Annotated in this window: 19 protein-coding genes; 12 read left to right on the top strand and 7 right to left on the bottom strand. The window is 52.0% G+C overall.

The annotated features are described in order from the left end of the window. The first annotated feature begins 190 nt into the window (after nucleotides 1–190). The 5 genes from PsAD5_RS08205 (at nucleotide 191) to PsAD5_RS08185 (ending at nucleotide 4688) form a co-directional block, all read left to right on the top strand. Nucleotides 191–688 (top strand): GNAT family N-acetyltransferase, encoded by a 498-nt coding sequence (locus PsAD5_RS08205; RefSeq protein ID WP_063291739.1) that lies wholly within the window; start codon nucleotides 191–193, stop codon nucleotides 686–688. A gap of 778 nt (nucleotides 689–1466) precedes the next feature. Then, a complete protein-coding gene (mgtE, locus tag PsAD5_RS08200; protein ID WP_063291738.1) occupies nucleotides 1467–2882 on the top strand; it encodes a magnesium transporter in 1416 nt (471 codons plus the stop codon). An 18-nt stretch (nucleotides 2883–2900) separates the two neighbouring features. Then, nucleotides 2901–3326 carry a VOC family protein gene (locus PsAD5_RS08195; RefSeq protein WP_057463394.1) on the top strand — a complete coding sequence of 142 codons (426 nt, stop codon included), beginning with the start codon at nucleotides 2901–2903 and terminating at the stop codon, nucleotides 3324–3326. A gap of 60 nt (nucleotides 3327–3386) precedes the next feature. After that, the gene (locus PsAD5_RS08190) at nucleotides 3387–4133 is read left to right on the top strand and encodes a hypothetical protein (protein ID WP_208988539.1); all 747 of its coding nucleotides are present in this window, start codon (nucleotides 3387–3389) and stop codon (nucleotides 4131–4133) included. Between the two features lie 129 nt (nucleotides 4134–4262). Continuing rightward, the gene (locus PsAD5_RS08185; protein WP_063291736.1) at nucleotides 4263–4688 is read left to right on the top strand and encodes an ACT domain-containing protein; all 426 of its coding nucleotides are present in this window, start codon (nucleotides 4263–4265) and stop codon (nucleotides 4686–4688) included. Here the strand turns inward: PsAD5_RS08185 and PsAD5_RS08180 are convergent. Next, nucleotides 4680–6761 (bottom strand): putative bifunctional diguanylate cyclase/phosphodiesterase, encoded by a 2082-nt coding sequence (locus PsAD5_RS08180; protein ID WP_208981966.1) that lies wholly within the window; start codon nucleotides 6759–6761, stop codon nucleotides 4680–4682. The two genes, PsAD5_RS08185 and PsAD5_RS08180, sit on opposite strands and share 9 nt — an antisense overlap. A 366-nt stretch (nucleotides 6762–7127) precedes the next feature. Between PsAD5_RS08180 and PsAD5_RS08175 the strand changes: the two genes are divergently transcribed. Continuing rightward, nucleotides 7128–7742: an ATP-dependent Clp protease proteolytic subunit gene (locus PsAD5_RS08175; RefSeq protein ID WP_063289683.1), complete on the top strand. Its 615-nt coding sequence runs from the start codon at nucleotides 7128–7130 to the stop codon at nucleotides 7740–7742. A 126-nt stretch (nucleotides 7743–7868) separates the two neighbouring features. Here the strand turns inward: PsAD5_RS08175 and PsAD5_RS08170 are convergent, their stop codons facing one another. Further along, nucleotides 7869–8471, bottom strand: coding sequence for a thiamine phosphate synthase (locus PsAD5_RS08170; protein WP_063291734.1), 603 nt, complete (start codon nucleotides 8469–8471; stop codon nucleotides 7869–7871). 379 nt (nucleotides 8472–8850) lie between these two features. Here PsAD5_RS08170 and PsAD5_RS08165 point away from each other — a divergent pair, with 379 nt between their 5' ends. Continuing rightward, a complete protein-coding gene (locus PsAD5_RS08165; RefSeq protein WP_193778143.1) occupies nucleotides 8851–10029 on the top strand; it encodes an adenylate/guanylate cyclase domain-containing protein in 1179 nt (392 codons plus the stop codon). Here the strand turns inward: PsAD5_RS08165 and PsAD5_RS08160 are convergent. The 3 genes from PsAD5_RS08160 to PsAD5_RS08145 form a co-directional block, all read right to left on the bottom strand. Beyond that, entirely contained in the window at nucleotides 9954–10670 is a 717-nt protein-coding gene (locus PsAD5_RS08160) for a DUF599 domain-containing protein (RefSeq protein ID WP_063291732.1), read from the bottom strand. The genes PsAD5_RS08165 and PsAD5_RS08160 overlap by 76 nt on opposite strands. 735 nt (nucleotides 10671–11405) lie before the next feature. Then, the gene (locus PsAD5_RS08150; RefSeq protein WP_063291748.1) at nucleotides 11406–12494 is read right to left on the bottom strand and encodes an alcohol dehydrogenase family protein; all 1089 of its coding nucleotides are present in this window, start codon (nucleotides 12492–12494) and stop codon (nucleotides 11406–11408) included. Then, nucleotides 12494–13018, bottom strand: coding sequence for a TetR/AcrR family transcriptional regulator (locus PsAD5_RS08145; protein ID WP_063291730.1), 525 nt, complete (start codon nucleotides 13016–13018; stop codon nucleotides 12494–12496). The genes PsAD5_RS08150 and PsAD5_RS08145 overlap by 1 nt, the downstream gene beginning before the upstream one ends. A gap of 146 nt (nucleotides 13019–13164) precedes the next feature. On the opposite strand from PsAD5_RS08145, the gene PsAD5_RS08140 reads away from it, so the two are divergent. Further along, a complete protein-coding gene (locus tag PsAD5_RS08140; RefSeq protein ID WP_057463384.1) occupies nucleotides 13165–13611 on the top strand; it encodes a DUF1489 family protein in 447 nt (148 codons plus the stop codon). Between the two features lie 84 nt (nucleotides 13612–13695). Then, complete coding sequence (locus tag PsAD5_RS08135; RefSeq protein ID WP_153041350.1) at nucleotides 13696–14067, top strand: hypothetical protein; 372 nt, start codon at nucleotides 13696–13698, stop codon at nucleotides 14065–14067. Nucleotides 14068–14147: 80 nt separating this feature from the next. Here the strand turns inward: PsAD5_RS08135 and panC are convergent, their stop codons facing one another. Beyond that, entirely contained in the window at nucleotides 14148–14990 is an 843-nt protein-coding gene (panC, locus tag PsAD5_RS08130; RefSeq protein WP_063291747.1) for a pantoate--beta-alanine ligase, read from the bottom strand. Between the two features lie 271 nt (nucleotides 14991–15261). On the opposite strand from panC, the gene PsAD5_RS08125 reads away from it, so the two are divergent. Beyond that, complete coding sequence (locus tag PsAD5_RS08125; RefSeq protein ID WP_063291728.1) at nucleotides 15262–15984, top strand: hypothetical protein; 723 nt, start codon at nucleotides 15262–15264, stop codon at nucleotides 15982–15984. 118 nt (nucleotides 15985–16102) lie between these two features. Beyond that, on the top strand, nucleotides 16103–16834 hold the full coding sequence (locus PsAD5_RS08120; protein WP_057463381.1) for a J domain-containing protein: 732 nt from the start codon (nucleotides 16103–16105) through the stop codon (nucleotides 16832–16834). A 21-nt stretch (nucleotides 16835–16855) separates the two neighbouring features. Here PsAD5_RS08120 and PsAD5_RS08115 read toward each other — a convergent pair whose 3' ends face one another. Continuing rightward, entirely contained in the window at nucleotides 16856–18313 is a 1458-nt protein-coding gene (locus PsAD5_RS08115; RefSeq protein ID WP_063291727.1) for a D-alanyl-D-alanine carboxypeptidase, read from the bottom strand. Nucleotides 18314–18706: 393 nt separating this feature from the next. Between PsAD5_RS08115 and PsAD5_RS08110 the strand changes: the two genes are divergently transcribed. Next, a complete protein-coding gene (locus tag PsAD5_RS08110; protein WP_057463379.1) occupies nucleotides 18707–19039 on the top strand; it encodes a phasin family protein in 333 nt (110 codons plus the stop codon). Nucleotides 19040–19120: the final 81 nt, after the last annotated feature.

Here is a 19120-nt window from a genome sequence, read left to right as displayed (position 1 = left end):
TAGACTGTAGGTACGTGCGTATTACCATCAAGGCCACGGCCCGCGTGCCGATAAACAGGTCGGATACATAGTAGCGACTTCAAGGTTCCAAGTAAAAACTCTCTTGCGAAATGCAGGCGGTCCATACTTAATGGCCCTTCAGGATGAAACATAATCAACCACCATCAATTTTTTCTAGAAAGACTTTTGAATGTTTGACATTCGTCGCATTAAACCGAGTGATCATGGCGCTATTGTGCGGTTATGGCATCAAGGCTGGCATGATGCACACGCGCAGCTAGTGCCCAAGGGTGTATTGGAATACAGAACCCCTGAGTATTTCTGGAAGTGGCTTGAGTCCTCCGATGATGAATTCTGGGTAGCAGTTGATAGTGACGTTCTTGGCTTTGTTACAACAAATCGATCAGAACTAGTGAAGCTCTACGTGCTCTCCAAAGCAAGAGGAACAGGTATTGCCCAAACCTTGTTGTCGCACGGAGAACATCAAATTCAAGACAATGGTTTTTCGGAAGCTAAGGTTTTCTGCACGGCAGGCAATTCTCGTGCTGAAAATTTTTATATACGGGAGGGATGGTCTCTCAGTCGAACATTTCAGGATCAACTTTGGTCACCTGAAACAACAGCTCGTCGGTTTAATGTGAAAACTCACTGCTACCGTAAGAAATTATCCTTTGTTTCGATGTCTTAGAGCTGGAAACCATCACTGCAAATATTTTCCTTCAGCAATATTTCAACCCTTGATAGAACCGCTCGAATGACCGCAGTTGGCCCTAAGAGTAAAGCTCTCGGAATTTACTCCCGTTTGGAGTGATACTTTATTTTCAACTCACAGGTATGTATATAGATACTGTGAAAGTTCGGTGCGGCTTTTGCCCTACAAATTGCCCTGCAAACTGCCCTACATTTGAAAGTTTCACTTATTTATATCATTGTTTTTATTGATAAAAATACTTTATTCGAGTCTTCTCGGCCGCACCAAAAGCCCCGAGCTCTTTATGAGCCGGGGTTTTTTGCTATCTAAGCCTCTGTTTTTTCTCAGTATAAAATATGCATATGCCATTCCCTGAAAAGGGGAGTGTCGCTGGTTTGCGTTGCTTTGTGATTTTTTGCGCGAATTTGCGTTATTTACGTTTTTGATGCGTTCGTTGGTTGAGCGTGCGTTCTCATCTTGAGTGCGGTTGCTCAAACAGAATGCGTTTTGATGGAAATCGTGAATTCTTCGTAAAAGGATTGCACGGTCTGCGCAGGTCGCTATAAACACAAAACTGTGCATAGGGACGATGGTTCCACGTGCATTTCAATTTTCAGCAATCTCGAAGGACGATGCTCACGCCAAGCATTTGACTCTGGAACGCGTCGCGGTCATTTACATTCACGCACCGCATTCTAGCATCTTTGGTGGAGCGAATTCTTGTCGTTTGATTAAATCGAATCAAGCGGAACGCGCTCTAACGTGTGGAGGTCACATGACCCAATCGGAAAATCCCGGTGCGCTTCATGCCGCGCCCCCTCCACCACATGTCAGAGATGCAAGCGGACACCTTGATACCGACTTTGTTGCACACGTTGAAGCAGCCCTTGATACGCGGGATGCGGCTGTTGTGCGTGAGCTGGCGGGTAATCTGCATGACGCGGATATGGGTGACCTGCTGGAGATGCTGCGCGAGGATGATCGCGTTCTCCTGATTCAGCTGCTGGGTGAAGAATTCGACTTTGCCGCTTTGACCGAAACTGAAGAGTCTGTGCGTGCGCAGGTTCTGGATGCTTTGCCGGATGGGGATGTTGCTGAGGGGATTGGCGAGCTTGAATCCGATGATGCTGTTTATCTGCTTGAGGACATGGAGCAGGAAGAGCAGGAGAAGATCCTTGCTCAGTTGCCCAATGTGGATCAGGTCCAGATTAAACGTGCGCTGGAGTTTCCTGAGGATACTGCTGGACGTATTGTTCAGACTGATTTTATTGCCGTGCCACCGTTCTGGACTGTGGGGCAGGTGATTGACCATCTGCGCAGTTCCCAAGATCTGCCGGACAGTTTCTATGAGCTTTACGTGGTTGACCCCGGTTTCCATCTTTTGGGTGCTGTGGCGCTGGACCGGTTGTTGCGCACGAAACGATCCAAAAAGATCTCCAAAATCATGGAGGAGACCCGTCATTCTGTTCTGGTCACGGATGATCAGGAAGATGTGGCGCGTTTGTTTGAGCGTTATAACCTTGTTTCTGTCGCGGTGACTGACGTCTCAGAACGTCTGGTCGGTATTGTGACCGTTGATGACATTGTTGACGTCATTCAGGAAGAGGCTGAGGAAGACATGCTGGCGATGGCTGGTGTGGGGGATGAGGAGATCTCAGACAGTGTGCTTGAGATTGCCAAGTCCCGTTTCTCCTGGTTGTCGGTGAATGTGTTTACCGCAATCTTTGCCGCTTTTGTCATATCGCTCTTCACGGCCACGATTGAGCGCATGGTGGCTTTGGCTGTGTTGATGCCGATTGTGGCGTCCATGGGCGGAAACTCCGGTACGCAGACCATGGCGGTGACGGTGCGCGCAATTGCGACCCAGGAATTGAACCGGCGTAACATTCTACGCGTTTTGCGACGTGAGCTGTTGGTGGGCCTTATCAACGGTGTCGGCCTCGGATTCCTGATTGGTGCTATCGCGGGGGGATGGTTCCTCAACCCAGAACTTGGGGTGGTTATTGGCAGCGCAATTCTGATTAACTCAATCTGCGCTGGTCTGTTTGGATTGCTGGTTCCTATGGGCTTAGAGAAAATTGGAGCGGATCCTGCCATTGCTTCTTCAGTTTTTGTGACCACCATAACGGACGTTGTTGGCTTCTTTACATTTTTGTTCCTGGCTGCGTGGTGGTTCGGTCTGCCATACTAGCCAATCAGGAGGTTAGGAATGGACGCCCCAGGTATTAATGGAATTGTCGAAACTGCCGTTTACGTTGATGATTTTGCCAGTGCGCATGATTTTTATGGTGAGTTTTTGGGGTTGAGGCGGGTTGTTGAAGGCGAGCGCATGCATGGGTATGACGTTGGCCCCAATCAGATGCTTCTGGTCTTCAGGCGCGGTGTGTGCCGTGAGGATGTTGAAAGCCCATATGGTATGGTACCGGGGCACAGCACTGACGGCCCTTCTCATTTTGCATTTGCGATCTCCAGAAGTGCATTGATCGAGTGGCGTGAATACCTTGAAGAGAAAAAAGTTGCGATCAGCAGTGAGGTGCGATGGCCTCAAGGCGGTGTGAGCCTGTTTTTCCATGACCCGTTTGGCAATGTGGTGGAACTGGCAACACCGGGACTGTGGCCCAACTATCAGGATTAGAACGCGTCTCGCGTTTTGCGGTGTAATCTCCTTTTGCAGTTCCAGTCTTAGGATTGGCAGATGACTTTTTGTCGAAAGGCGGGAGTTATGGTTCAGGAGTGCAAGATCATAATCAGAAACCGGTCAGATCAGGCCTGTGGTTTCTATCTCTTTCAGTTGCAGCCCTCCTATGTGGTTCAGCGTGGCGTGCCTCCCGTTGTGCAGTCCTGCTGTGTTTGTTCTGGAAATATCGCGCCTTACAACGCTTCGGGACCTCAGCTTGAGTTCGCGTTTCGTGAACATGTTTTGGCTGGTGCTGTGCGTGAGAAAAGGCCGGCTGCTGGCGGTTATCTCTATGTTTCTACGACGGGGCAGGATGAGACAGATGCCTTGGAGTTCGTCTCACAGCGCATGGTGGGGACACAAAGTTCCGCTGATCGTGTTTCTCTCAACGGCACTCATTTAACCACAAAGCCGCTGGGTTTATCCCCCTCTGCCAATGAGGCTGGTGTGACCCTCCGCAGTTTCAGGATAACGATCCCATCTGTGTCTGATGATGATTTGCTTGGGGTTTGCTGCGGGAATGCCATTCAGCATTCGGATGGGCGGGTGGTGCTTTCCAGCTTTGTACTGCCTGTTGCTGACACTCAGATTGATTGCGCGCCGCTGTTTGCTTTTTGGCTGAGTATGGGATCTTACGATGAGGGTGAGGTTGTGCCTTACAATCTCGCAGGTTCTGCGCCTGTGCTGATTGAGTTTGCTGTTGATGGGCCGCAAATCGTTGTTGTTGACTACAATGCTGATGGCACGTTCTCTCCGGGAGAATAGGGCGTACTGTTGTCTGGGAACTGGAACCGCTTTCCAGGACCGTACTTTCTTGTTCCCCTATATGTTCACTGGGATATGCTAGGCCTTATTGAGAGATATTTTGAGCGTTGAGAGAGGGAGCCATTGGGTATGACATCGCGCGGCGGACTGGATTTGCAAGAACTTCTCGCTTCCATGGAAGCCTCTCTTTCTGAAGAGAGCTTTGTGTTTTGCTGCTTTCCCAATGGCAGTGTTGAGGGATTGGCTGAGCACTCACCGCTCGGGTTGTTCTGGGAGAACGAGGGTCTGACAGCCATTCTATCTATTGAAAATGCAGGCAAGGCTGGTGTTGATACTGAGCCGTGCTTCCGGCGGATTTCGCTTGCGGTTCACAGTTCGCTGGAGGCTGTGGGACTTACGGCAGCTCTTTCCAGCGCGCTGGCAGATGTGGGCATTTCTGCCAATGTTGTGGCCGCGTATTATCACGACCACATCTTTGTACCAGAAGAGAAGGCCGAGGAGGCACTGGCCGCTTTGACGGAGCTAAGCCGCTCTGCAAAAGCCGCGCTACGCTAAGGCGCCAACTGTTGGCGGGGAGGTGACGGTGTGCTGTCCTTTGAGCAGACACTCAAAGGTGTGAGGGGAGACGGCAGGAGAATACAGGTATCCCTGATACTCATGGCACTGCAGTTTCTGGATTTGGCGAAGCTGCTCTCGTGTCTCAATGCCTTCTGCCACCAGTGTCAGGTTCAGCAGGCGACCCATCTGCACAATCATCTGTACGATTGGCCAGCGTTTGGTGTCGGCGATGAAGGAACGGTCGATCTTGAGTGCTGTGACTGGATACCGCTGGAGGTAGCCCAGGTTTGAGTAACCGGTTCCAAAATCATCAATTTCCAGCGTAAAGCCCAGATCTCGGAGTGCGTTGAGTTCTTTTAGCGTTTCATTGGCATCACTGAGAAGAGCGCTTTCGGTGATCTCAAGGCGAATTGAGCTGGCTGAGGCGCCCGTCTCAAGAAGTATGCGGTGCAGGCGCTGGGATATGCGTCCGCGCCGGAACTGAGCCGGAGACAGGTTGATTGAGATGGCGATGTTGTGACCAGCCAGTGCCCATTGCTTTTGCTGGAGCATGGCTTCGCGGGCGACCCAGTCTCCGATCTCATCAATCATGCCTGCTTCTTCAGCAATCTCAATGAAACTTGCGGCAGAGACGAGGCCGCGTGTTGGATGATGCCAGCGCAGCAGGCCTTCTGCTCCAACAATGCGGTTGGTGGTGATGCAGACGCGCGGTTGGTAATGAACGGCGAGCTCGTGATTGCGCAGAGCCTGACGCAGGGCGGTTTCCAGACTGACCCGCTCTTCAGCTTCGCGGGACATGGATACATCAAAGAAGCAGATGCGGTCGCGGCCCAGATCCTTTGCCTTATACATGGCAAGGTCGGCTTTACGCATGAGCGTGTCCAGATCGACGCCGTGTTCGGGATAGGTGCACACGCCAATGGATGGGGTCACCTGCAGCATGTGCCCGCGCACTTTGCAGGGCTTGGACAGGGCGGTTCTGATTTCGCGGCTGATGTCGTCGAGCAGGTCGTAATCTGCGAAGTTGGCAATGAGGACCACGAACTCATCCCCTCCGAGGCGCGCCACAAAGCCTATGCCTTCAACGACCTCTTTGAGGCGCTTGGCGATGACGACGAGCAGGTCGTCGCCGACCAGATGGCCGAGGGTGTCGTTGATTGTTTTAAAGCGGTCAAGATCAATGAAGATGAGTGCACCCGGATTGCCGGTGATGCGGGTTTCATCCAGATAGCGTTCTGCTTCAATCTCAAGAAAGGATCTGTTGGCCAGTCCTGTGAGGGTGTCATGGTGAGCCAGATAGCGGACTTCATGTTCTGCTTTCAGGCGTTTGGTGACATCTGTGGCGCTGAGCAGGATGGCCCGGGAGCCGGAATAAGGATCGTATCCACTGCGGGCGTTGAGGTCGAACCAGCGTTCTCCTTGAGAGGAGTGCATGAGTGCGACGAGATTGGCGCGGCCTGTTTTGCGCAGTTCATCCAGCAGCGCATCAAAATCGCGGCGGTTGCACATGCGGTTGATCAGGTCTTCGCAGCCATCTGGGCGGTTGAGGCGGCTTGCGGGGTTTTCAAAGATGAGTTTGCCATTCTCATCAAACATGCTGATCATGGACGTGGTGTAAAGCAGCACCTGTGCGCTGCGGACTTGCTCAGGCTCGTTGCCAACCTCTGAAATGACCTGCACCAAAAGTGCAGGGTTTCCTGTGATCAATGGTTGCGGGGAGATGGAGCAATATACAGAGACCGGCTGGGAGTTGGGAATTACGGTGATGCACTCTGTAATGCGGCCTTCTTCCGTGACCCGGCTGAGATAAGAATGAAGCTGGCGCTGATAGGAGAGGTCATCGAACGGCGCAGGCAGGTCCATTCGGAAGGTTCCGGAGGCGTCGATACACTCGCGCAGGCTAAGGCCCAGGAAGGACAAGCCCGCAGAATTTGCCCAGACAAGCTTGGTCTGGCTGACATCAACAATGTACATGGGAACGTCCACGCGCGCAAAAGCCCGTTGGTCTTCCGCCGGGACAGGCGAATGATATTGGACGTTGGAATCCAGCGTTTCAGTATAACCAGTCAAACCCGAAAATCCCTTTGTGCTGTGTCCAAGGACTAGACACCATCCCCTGCATGTCTATATCAGCTATAGGTAGATCGTTATTTTTACCGATTATGTGAGTTGCAAGGTTATTAAAACGTTATTCCTTTGCCTTTAAGTTGGAACAAAGGAACTGAAAATGTGCATAATGCATTGATTTTAAGTGGAGAAACGGCGGCTTTCCGAAAAGCCTATCAAAAGTGAGGGGAGAACGCCCTCTTTTTCCTAGGGAATTTCTGTTAGGCTATGACTTTGCGTGTTTGCGGTCTGCCGCAGTATCTTTTAGTTATGTTTGATCACAGTCTGCCGCGTGGGGCGGTAGCTAATATAAGGGAGCATGTCATTCGCATGACGGACATTTGTGCTTCGACGTCAGTTCGCCTCGAAGGTGATGAAGACGCGCCAAAGAATCCTGACAAGTCCATCCCGGTGGACAAGCATCTTTTTGATGCGCGTACAGTGCTGATTACAGGACCTGTGACTCAAGAGATGGCTCAGGAAGTCTGTTCCCGTCTGCTTGCGCTTTCCCAGGTTAGCAGCGACCCGATTACCGTTATTGTTTCTTCTCCGGGTGGACACGTTGAGTCCGGTGATATGATCCATGACATGATCAGGTTCATTCAGCCGGAAGTTCGCATTCTTGGTATGGGTTGGGTCGCGAGCGCTGGTGCTCTGATTTATGTGTCAGTGCCTAGAGAACGTCGTTCCTGCACTCAGAACACACGCTTCCTGCTTCACCAACCATCTGGTGGTGCCGGCGGTATGGCAACTGACATCGAAATTCAGGCCAAAGAAATTTTGAAGATGCGTGATCGCTTGAACCAGATCTTTGCAGATGCAACTGGTCAGCCGATTGAGCGCATTGAAAAAGACACTGACCGTGATTACTGGATGAGCCCGGAAGAGGGCATCGAGTACGGTCTTGTTGGTAAAGTCATCAACAACGTCTCCGAGCTTGGCTAGTACCTTGCTTGCTGGAATTTGAAAAAGGCAGCCGTTTGGCTGCCTTTTTTGCTGCCCGGGTCAGGATGAGTGACGGGCAAGTTCGCTCTCCTTATATAAAGAGACGACGCGTTATGAAGTGTGCTTCTACCGCTGCCAGTTTTGGGAGGCTTGGAGCCATTGGGTGGTGCGGTGTTCTGGGTTGGGCGCGTTGATGACGTCGGAGATGGTGGCGATGGAATCGGCGCCGCTTTCGAAGACTTCGGCAGCGCGGTCCAGTGTGATGCCGCCGATGGCAACCAGATGTTTACTTGTGCGCGCCCGCCATCTTTTGAGTGTTTCGAGACCCTTAGGTTGCCAGTGCATTTCTTTTGTTGCGCTATTGTAAATTGGACCAAAGGCCACATATTCAGGATCTAGTGCCAGAGCTGTGTCCAGCTCGGCTTCATCATGGGTGGAAACACCGTAGTAGATTCCTGCGGAACGGAGTGCGCGGAAATCGGCGGTTTTCAGGTCTTCCTGTCCTAAATGCACATAGCCCACGTTTGCGTCGTAGGCGGCTTGCCAGTGATCGTTGACGATAAGCACTGCGCCGGCTTTGTCGCAAAGCTGTTTTGCTTCCCGGACCTGCGATCGGATTTCATCCTCTGATTTATCTTTGATGCGGAGCTGGAGACATTTGACGCCAAGAGGAAGGATACGTGGCAGCCACTGGGTGCCATCGATGATCAGATAAAAGCGATCTAACATTGCTGGGTTTCTCGGTTAAGGGCGCTGTGATTGGATGGACAATCACCAGATGCGTGCTGCGTTCATATTTTTGGGCAAAAATAGGAGTTGATCAGGTTGTTGGCTACAAATTTCTAAAATTTGAAGCATTTACACGTTGTGCGTGTGTTGAATTGTGGAGAAAGTCTAGCAAAAAAGGCGAGAGTTTCTTGAAGGGATTCCTGTAAATGTCTGAGTTGAAAAGTAAATGATAAGAAATATTGGAACTTTTGCCGTGTTTGCTTGCGAGTGTGGTGATTTTACGTGGTCTTCTTCTCCGCTCGTCTCTGGGGTGTAAATGTCTAGTAGTGAGTCTTTTTCCCTCTGCGATTTAATGGAATGGCTGTCCAAGGACGCAAAAATGTTGGGGCGTCCCTGTCGTATCTTTGCGGCATTGGGCGAACACTTGCAGAATATAGGCGTGGAGGTGGACCGGATCTCTACGGGTATCTCTATTCTGGACCCGAACTATCATGGTGAGGGGCTTATCTGGGAGCGGGGCGTTGGTCCGCGTGTGCGATATTTCCAGCACACACCTGAGATGAGTGAATCCTACAATCAAAGCCTTTGGAAACGGTCCACTGAAGCCGGGCATATGATCCGGCATAAGTTTGGACATCATGATGAGTATGACCGGCTCAAGGTTATTCAGGAGCTTAAAGAGCAAGGGTACACGGATTACGTTGCACTCCCCATGGTGTTCTCGGATGGTGAGGTCCATGGGCTGGCTTTTGCCTCGCGGGCGGCTGATGGTTTCAAGGATGAGTTTATCAGCGTGTTTGAGCAGATCACTGCTCCTCTGGCGCTGATTTGTGAGCTGTTTAATTCCCGGCAGGCCTCTGAGAACATTCTCAATACCTATCTTGGAACACGTGCCGGACGGCGGGTGATGAATGGTGAGATCCGGCGAGGAGATGGGGAACACATCAACGCGATTGTAGCGTTTTGCGATATTCGCAACTTCACCGGGTTTTCAAATTACCTACCAGATACAGCCTTGTTGCAGCTGCTTAACGAGTATTTTGGCATTGTTACGTCGCGGGTTGAGCAGCACGGCGGCGAGATCCTGAAGTTTATTGGCGATGAAGTTCTGGCGGTGTTTCCCTATACGGATGAGCAAAGTGCCAGAATAGCGGCGTTTGAAGCCATGTCAGCACTGCGCGAAAGCATGGCGGATCTGACGATTGCGAATGCGCGCGGGTTTCCTGATTTGCCTGCTATTCATGTTGGTATGGGCGTGCATTCAGGTCGCGTGTTCTTTGGCAACGTTGGTGGGCAGCGGCGACTGGACTTTACGGTTGTCGGACCTGTGGTGAATGAGGCCGCACGGATTGCTGACCTTTCAAAACGCCTTAATCAAGAAATGCTGATTTCGCAGTCAGTTGCAGAAGTCCTCAGCTGTTGTGAGGATACTTATGTGGGGACATACCCGCTTAAGGGCTTCCCCACACCGGTGAAGGTATATCAAGCGCCGGAGTTGACGAGGTCTTGTGTGTTTGGACCCGGCAATACAGCTTTTCTCGCTTTTGAGAAGAACTGACGGCGCAGCAGTACCAATGTCACCATCAGGGTCGTTCCGATGAATACGAACGGCCCTGCATACCATCCCAGATAACCTACTGCGAAGAAGAGCGCTTGCTGGCCGCTGCTGAAATGGCGTCCTGCAAGGGTTGCCAACCGTGCTGCGCGCAGGGATGCTTCAACAGCCTCTTCATTGTCTTCATGGCAATCATCCGGGATAGAGCCCATGACGATGGTTGTGTAGTTGAACAAGCGGTAAGCCCAGCCGAATTTAAAAAACGCGTACGCTAGAATGATCATCAAACCGAAGGTCTTGGCTTCATTTTGTATTGGGTCATCCAAAAATGGCAGATCGAGCGTGCGGGCGAGGGCGGTGACCTCATCCATAGCGCTGAGCAGGGTGACCGTGCCGCCGATGGCCAGAAGGGAGGCTGAGGCGAAAAATGCGGTGCCTTGCTGCAGGCCGGACGCGATGTTGGTGTCAGCAATGCGGACTTCTCTTTTGAGCATCGCGCGCATCCAGCGGTAACGGTGCGTGTCCATGGCGTGAGAGAGCGTGTTTTTGGACCAGGGGCTTCGATAGGCCAACCAGCTGTACAAGCCCCATGAGGAGACGAAGACGAGGATGGCAATGAAGTTGGAAAACGGGATCTGAAGCATTGGTCTTTCTGTTTTTAAGCCTGAGTCCGGACATGAGCCCGTCTTGATGCAAACGGGCAGTCTTATGTTTGGCATGATTTGCGGAGAGGGGCTAGAGGGCGCGCATGATATGCGGCTGTGTGAGCCCGGCAAAATTGCGAGAAAACAGACTCAGGATGGTCAAAAAATGGAGTTTGAGTTGTCCTATAGGGTAGCCAATTCTCAATTAAGTCGAGTTTTGAACGAATTTTTGCATAAATATTTTCAGTGAATTTTTTATGGTTATCGATAATTTTATCAATTCTAAAGAACCCTAACTCTTTGGAGCTATGAGTTTTTATGGAGTAAGTATATCTGACTGATGAATGAGTAGTGATTTGTACGTAGTGAGGTGCGGCAGTCTGCCAAGCCAAATTTTGCCGTTTTGCTGTTGCGCTTTGATCACGGAAGGGATATTCCGTGCGCCCTGTGCTGACGGGGTCTCCTCGGCGCACGTGTATCAACCATTAAACGGTGTTTTATGGATCACGAAATTCAGAAGTCCTGCTGGGGGTTCACTGTGTGGACTGTCGCAACCCTCGGCGGCGTTATGGCGCTGCTTTATGTATTTGCAGGTGCCAGCAGTTAATCCCAAGATAACTGCTTAAACGCGGATTTTGGTAGGGATGCAGATGTGACGTCTGCATCCCTTTTTCTTTGAGCTGGTTCTAGCGTATCTTCAAAATCGATAATGTGCTTTTTGTCACGCAATGGACGCTAGGGCAGATTGCGTGCGGTTTTCTCGCCAGAGCAATTGTCTGCAACTGCCAGCACAATCTTTCCCAGATGCTTCTTTTGCTCAAAAACCTCTTGCGCTTTGCCAATTTCAGCAAGCGGGAAGGTTTGCGCGACCAGTGGCTGTATGTCGCCTGATTCAATGTGAGCAACAAGGTTCCCGAAGACTTCAGGTTCCAACACGGTGCAGCCGAAGAAGCTCAGGTCTTTCAAGTAGAGTGTACGCACATCCAGTTCCACGATAGGGCCAGCCATCGCTCCGGCGACTGCATAGCGTCCCCCAGGCTTGAGAATGGCGAGAAGGTCTGGCCATTGCGGACCGGCGACCAGATCAACCACCACATCAATGCTGTTGGGGCCAAGGCTCTCAACCAGATCATCACTGCGATCCAGCACACGGCTTGCTCCGAGCTCCTGAAGCATCTGAGCTTTTGAAGCAGAGGAGATGGCGATGACGTTTGCGCCGCGTGCGCGTGCCAGCTGGAGGGCCGCTGAGCCAACGCCTCCTGAAGCCCCCGTCACCAGAACTGTTTCTCCGGCTTTCAGGTTGGCACGGGTCAGCATGTTCTCCGCGGTTGAGTAGGAACAGGGGAACGACGCCAGCTCCAGATCGCTCAGTTGGCTTTGGATCGGGTAGACGTGGCGGTGATCGATTGAAACAAATTCAGCAAAGCCGCCATCGCATTCTGAGCCCATGAACCACGGTGACGCCAATTCTTTGCCATTGGCATATTGCAGGCATGGCTCTACCAGCACGCGCTCGCCCAGAAGGGCCTGGTCGACCTCAGCGCCTGCCGCGACGACCCGTCCGCACACGTCTATGCCCTGAATGCGGGGGAACTGGAGCGGCTGGCCGGACCATGTGGCATCCTTTGCCTGATTGTCGTGGCGCGAGTACCATGCTTTTCGTGTGTTGATGTCTGTGTTGTTGACGCCTGCCGCCAGAACTTCAATCAGCACCTCCTCAGGGCCGATGGCAGGCACGGGCAGGTCGGTGCGCAGCTCCAACATGTCCGGTCCACCGTGCCCGGTGAGCGTTACTGCAGTCATTGTGGTGGGGAGGTTGCTCATCATGTTGCTTTCTGAGTGAGTGATTGAATTGCGGACTTGGCCCAAGTGAAGACCGTGGATCCGTGAAGGGGGTAGGTTGAGACAACGCCTTCGTGGATCATGAAGAGCTCTCCGGCATTGTTCTCAAGGCTGAGAAGGGCTGCCAGCTGGTCTTTGGTTTGCTGCTTGTGGCGTGTGACGCATTCTCTGACGAGTGCGCTGTCGGGATAGGCCGCAAGGGCCGCCTGACCCATGCAGCCGTGTGGTGCGTTGTTTGCCATCCAATGTTCGATGGTGCTGAGAATGCCTTCCAGAGGATCATCAGGGGACTGGGTTGCTGCCTCACTCAGGAAGGACAGGTAGCGCTGGTTGCGGACTTCCAGCGCGCCGATGATCATATGTTCTTTGGAGGGGAAGTACTTGTAGAGCGTGCGCAGGCTTACATTGGCGCCGCGCTTGAGCTCTGCAACGCCCGGGGCGGTGAAGCCGCGTGCTGCGAATACGCCTTCCAGGCCTGTGCAGATGGAGTGTTCAAGATCAGTCATGATTAATTGGTAGAGTGATCATTCTACCGAGTCAAATTGAAAAATGGAGAGCGCAGTTGTGCGATCACCGATATGTTTGTGCAATGCGTTAGCTATGGAGGCTGCTATGACTGGCAAAAGCCAAAGCTTCCTGCTATTTGAGCGCTATGACGTTACATCTGGTGAAACTCTGTGTTGGCGTGGAAAGCGTTGACCAGCTGCGGAATTACATTGAACAGCGACAGATTCTGGCGCTGTCACACGGTTTGAGTGACGAGCAGATCCATACCACTCGTATGGTGCCGACTCGCATTGACGAGCTGCTGGATGGTGGTTCGCTGTACTGGGTGATCAAAGGCAATGTTCAGGTTCGCCAGAAACTGATTGATATCCGCGTGCACAAGGATGATTCCGGCAAGAAGCGCTGTGACCTTGTGATGGAGCCTTTCCTCCACCAGACACAACTGCAGCCGCGCCGTGCCTTTCAGGGCTGGCGGTATCTGAAAGTGTCAGATGCACCGCCGGATGTGAGCGGGCCAATGCTGGATGGGGATCAACTTGCCGAAATGCCAGAGGGTATGCGCCGCGAGTTGCAGGAGCTTTGCCTGATTTAAGCGGTCTCTCTTTTGCGGATTGCATCTGTGTAAGCTGGATGAGATAAACGTGGCATGTGGCTGTCTGTTCGGGAGAACCATGCTGTGACCGAGCTTATCGCATCGATTGCCGGGCCGTATCTTTTCGTGACAGGCCTTGGATTCTTTATTTCCAGCAGTTTTTACCAGCGGATGATTGCTGCCCAATCAGATGCGAATCCGATCTTGCTCAATCTGTCTGGTGCTGTGCATTTTGTGGTTGGTATGGTTGTGCTTGCCAACCATTTCAAAGTGTCCAGCATGGCCGGCGCTCTCGTAACACTGGTTGGGGCAGCTGCTGTGTTGAAGGGGGCAAGCCTTATTGTCATTCCGGATTACATGACAAAGTCACAGCAAATGGGGAAGAGGGGCGTGCTTGCTACGGGCACTGCTTTTACCGTAGTTGGTACTTATCTGAGCTATGTCGGGTATTTTTAGAGGGCATATGCCGAGCAGTGTGAAATCCTGAGACGCGGTAGGGTTCCGGGCAAATGCGTTCATCTGCCCGGAGAGTCGTTTTATACTTCGATATTGTCGATCAGGCGGGTATCGCCGACTTTGGCAGCGACGAGAATGCGTGCGCCTTTGGCATCGATGGGTGTGCCCAGATGCTTGCCGTGGCGCAGCTCAAAGTAATCTGTCGCAAATCCTGAGAGCTTGAGGACAACAAGCGCTTTCTTGCGTACTTCAATCCAGTTTTCACCGTTATGGAGTGCATTGCGCGCAGTCTGCAGTGTTTCAGAAATTGTTCTGGCTGTCGTGCGTTCCTTATCATCCAGATACTCATTGCGGGAAGACATGGCGAGGCCATCCTCTTCGCGCACGGTTGGAGCGCCGATGACTTTGGTTGGTAGGTGCAGGTCTCTGGCCAGTTGCTTGATGACGCGTAGCTGCTGGTAATCTTTTTCGCCGAACACAGCGACATCTGGCAGAACGGCCAGCAACAGTTTTGCCACCACTGTGGCTACGCCGTTGAAAAAGTGTGGTCTGTGATCTGTTTCCAGACCAAGGGCCGGGCCTTCGATCTGAATAGATGTGGCAAAGCCGTTCGGGTACATTTCCCGTGCATTTGGAGCAAAGACGCCAAACACGTCGTAGCCCGCCAGCTTTTGCAGGTCGGTCTCTTCCGTTCTTGGGTAGCTCTCGAAATCTTCGCCCGGCGCGAACTGCTTTGGATTCACAAAGATTGAAACAATCACGATGTCCGCATGTTCCCGGGCCTTTTCGACCAGAGACAGGTGGCCTGCGTGCAGTGCCCCCATGGTTGGAACCAGAGCGATTGTTTTGCCTTCTCGTCTCAGAGGTAATAGTGCAGCCCGCAGGTCGTCTACACCACGGTATACGTCTGGGAGATTTCTCATAGGCGTCTCCATGTGGGACCTCATCCCTTAATTTCTTGGCTTTGCAGCGTTTTTATCTGTTGTTGGTAATGGGTTTGCCCAGAAACTGTTGAACCCAATTGCAAGCAGAAACTGATATAACTGATTTTAGCAGATTTTGTGATTATTCTCATTGCACCAATAGTGGGTATTGGTCTTTAGCGAGCGAAATAACCAATCTGTCCCAATAATTGTTAAGTTGTTGGAATAAAATGCCTTCGTAATCTTTAGTGACGTGAACACAGGTACGCCCATGTCAGACAAGCTCTCCAAAAGATCCGGATCTTTAAACAGTCCTGTAGACAGCAAGAGTGATCTTTCCAGCTTTCTGGAGGCTGCCAAAGACGCGGTTGCAGCGCCTGTCGGGGATGAGCGGGGCCGTTTGATCTTTGCGCTGGATGCCACAATGAGTCGGCAGCCCACGTGGGATCAGGCTTGTCACCTGCAGGAAGAGATGTTCATCGAAGCGGGCCAGGTTGGGTCGCTTGATGTGCAGCTGGTGTTCTTTCGCGGGTATGGCGAGTGTAAATCCTCGCGCTGGGTCAGCAATTCCAAAGAACTGGGCGGAATGATGCGCAAGATTCGCGTGCAGGCCGGGCGCACACAGATTCGCAAGGTGCTGGATCACGCCCTGGCTGAGACGCGGAAAAAACGGGTGCAGGCGGTTGTCTATATTGGTGACTGTATGGAGGAGAATCCTGATCTGGTCTGCGATAAGGCAGGGGAGCTCGGATTGTTGGGCGTGCCGGTTTTTGTGTTTCAGGAAGGCAAGGACATCCTGGCGGAGCGGGCGTATCGGGAGATTGCTCGTTTGAGCAACGGGGTTTATCTGAACTTTGATGACGGATCTGCTGCGAGCTTGCGCGGATTACTGGCTGCGATTGCAACATTTTCCGCCGGGGGCAGACAGGCCCTTGAGCGCCTTGAGCAATCGGGGCATAAAGGTGCTCAATTCTTGATAGAACACCTTAGCTAGAGCACGCCGCGTTTATTTACATTCACGCATCACGCTCGGCTCTCTAATTTTGTGCGTATTCTGATCCGGAAACCGGAACCACTTTTGGGGAATGCGCCTAATACATGTCAGGTACTAAATGGGCTATTTGGTCATGGGAGGATTGGTGCTTGCCATCCTCTATTTCTTCGCAAAGTGGCTGACGCAGTCAAATCCGGCAAAACTTAAAGAAGTTTTGAAAATGCTGATTGGCGGACTGCTGCTGGCATTCTGCGCTTTTCTTGCCGTCACCGGCAGATACGTTATTGCGCTGCCACTTGCGGCCTTTGCGCTGTCCCTTTTGGGTTGGGGGTCTGCGCAGAGTTTCAAGTTTCCCGGTGGATTCCCTTTCGGAGGACTGGGTGGTGCCTCCAAGAGTGCCGGTCAGACTTCCAATATCTCCTCCAGATTTCTCCATATGGAGCTGGATCATGATAGCAAGAAGCTGGAGGGCAAAGTGCTTGCCGGTTCCTTTGCTGGCCGCGCGCTGAGTTCTTTGCAGGTTGCAGAGCTCAAACAGCTTTGGCGCGACGTGCAGCCGGACGGCGACAGCGTTGCCCTACTCGAAGCTTACCTCGATAGCAGGCTCTCCAACTGGCGTGTAGACTTCCACGCGGATTCCACAGCGGGGCAGAGAGACACGTCTAGCTCGAGCGCTCTGACTGAGAAGGAGGCCTACGAGGTTCTTGGACTTGCGCCGGGAGCCTCCGTGGAAGACATCCGTGCTGCTCACCGCAGACTGATTAAACGATTGCACCCCGATAGTGGGGGTTCTGCTTTCCTGGCTTCCAAACTCAACGAGGCGAAGGATCGGCTTCTCAACAGACATTAGACTCACCGTGACTGATACGAGTTACTGATAGACGGCATAGCAGGAGTACTTGGCCTTCTTGAGTTTGGCACAAGCATCCCAGGCTGCTGTTTTGGTTTCAAACCCGATGAACCGCGCGCGGTACAGGGTTTGTTTCTTAGATTTGACCGGCTCTGTGTAAATGCGTTTGTTACGTAGGGTGGCCCCTGTCGCAGCGCGCGCATTTTCCAGGATCTTGATTGCTTTATCCTGGCTGTCGGTCGCAGAAATCTGAATGTGCCAGCCGGAGGTGTCGATGTCCTCTGGCTTCAAGCTTGCAATCTTCTGCTGAATTGGAGCGGAAGATGGTGCAGCTGTTTTCGCTGGCTGCTGCAGTTTTGCCGAGGCAGAAACAGCGGGGGCAGCCAGTGAATTGGCAACAAGGTCCTTACGCGGTGCCGGAGCAGGGGCTGTGGCCTGATGTTCCAGCATTTTTGCGATTGGATCAGATGGCTTCGAATTAGGTTTTGTACCGGTCGCGTTGGCATAAGCCAGCAGTGTCGACTGCTTTGCAGCTGGTGTGCCTGCTTTGGCAACTGGAATAGCCGGAGCAACTTTTGGGAACTGATAGCGTTTTGTTGTTCCTGCGTAGAGCATCGGTGTGGTGCGACGACCACGGGATGCTTTTGGCAGGTACTGGCTGATCAGATTGACCATCTGCGCATCACGGCTTTTGCCTGTACGGCCACCCAGAACCACAGCGACAATCTGGCGATTGTCACGTTTAACGTTGGTCACAAGGTTGAAGCCGGAGGCGTTGGTGTAACCGGTTTTGATTCCATCAACACCACGGACACGACCGAGCAACTTGTTGTGGTTGCCCATGCGGCGGCCAGCATATGTGTAAGAGCGGGTGTTGAAGTACTTATAATAGTTCGGGAACCGATCCTGAATCGCACGGCCCAGCAGAGCGAGGTCTGCTGCGGTGGTTACCTGCTTGGAATTTGGCAGGCCATGCGGGTTTCTGAATGTGGTGTTGCGCATACCAATTGCACGGGCAGTCTGCGTCATGCGGCGCGCAAAGGCTGTTTCAGAACCGGAGATATGCTCTGCAATCACAGTCGACGCATCGTTTGCGGACTTGGTGACGAGCGCATAGATGGCATCCTTAACGCGCAAAGAGCTGCCAACCTTCAAGCCAAGCTTTGTCGGTGGGCGACCTGCTGCGTAGCGGGAGACCTTCATTTTGGTGTTTAGTGTCGCGCGGCCAGCTTCCAGTTCCTCAAAGAGCACATAAAGTGTCATGATCTTTGTGGTGGACGCAGGGTAGCGTCGTGCATTGGCGTTGTTGGCGTACAAAACCTTTCCGGTTTTTGCATCAACGACAATACCAGCATATTTGGAATTTGCCTGGGCACCAGTCGGAGCTGTTGCGATTGCTAAGGATACGGCAAGAATGCCGACAGCTTGTCCCAATGCCTTTTTTAGGCGCCCAAATGGCCCAAAATTACGCAGACCCATGTTCTTTTCGCCCCGTGAGCAATAATGGCGGTTTACGCGCTCTGTACTAAATAAATTCTCTCATTGCTAGCGGAGGTGTGTTCAGAAAGCCTCAGCCGCTAAAAATGCGGCGCAGGTGACTCCCCCCGTTCGCGTCATACCCAGAATGATGCGATTACGGTTACAATTCTGTAAATACGATAAGGCAGATTGCAAAAATATTGTTTTTATCCGTTTTTTGTTTGTGGCTACGCCCCTGTCTTTTCATGATATTGCAGCGCAAAATAAAAGTTGACAAAATTTGTGCAGCGCATAATATCGCTGCGTAAGTTTAGAAATGTGGCGTTTGCTCCCCAAGAGACAAAAACCTAATCATCGAAATACCGGCGCCGCCCAATTGATGAGGTAATTTTCATGGTCACAGGATTTGAGAATATGCAGAAGCTTGGAAAAGATAACATGGACGTAGCTATGCAAAGCTTCGGCGCGTTTTCCAAGGGCATGCAGGCGATCTCTGCTGAGGTTGCGGACTACTCTAAGAAGTCTATGGAAGAGAGCAGCGCAGCAATGGAGAAAGTTGTTGGCGCGAAGTCTCTTGATAAGGCTATGGAAGCTCAGGCAGATTTTGCCAAAGTGAGCTACGAAAGCATGGTCGGTCAGGCAACTAAAATCGGCGAAATGTACGCTGAGATCGCTAAGGACGCTTATAAGCCCTATGAGGGTATGCTGTCTAAAGCTGCCAAGTAATCTACTGGCATAATTGAGATTGAAAGCCCGAGGTGCGTTAGCGCTTCGGGCTTTTTGGTTTTGCGTGTTTTAAATAGATTG

Source organism: Pseudovibrio sp. Ad5 (genome assembly GCF_001623095.1).
In the GTDB taxonomy this organism is placed as follows: Bacteria; Pseudomonadota; Alphaproteobacteria; order Rhizobiales; family Stappiaceae; genus Pseudovibrio.
The sequence above is the reverse complement of the archived record's forward strand: the minus strand, read 5'-3'. Positions and strand labels throughout refer to the sequence as shown.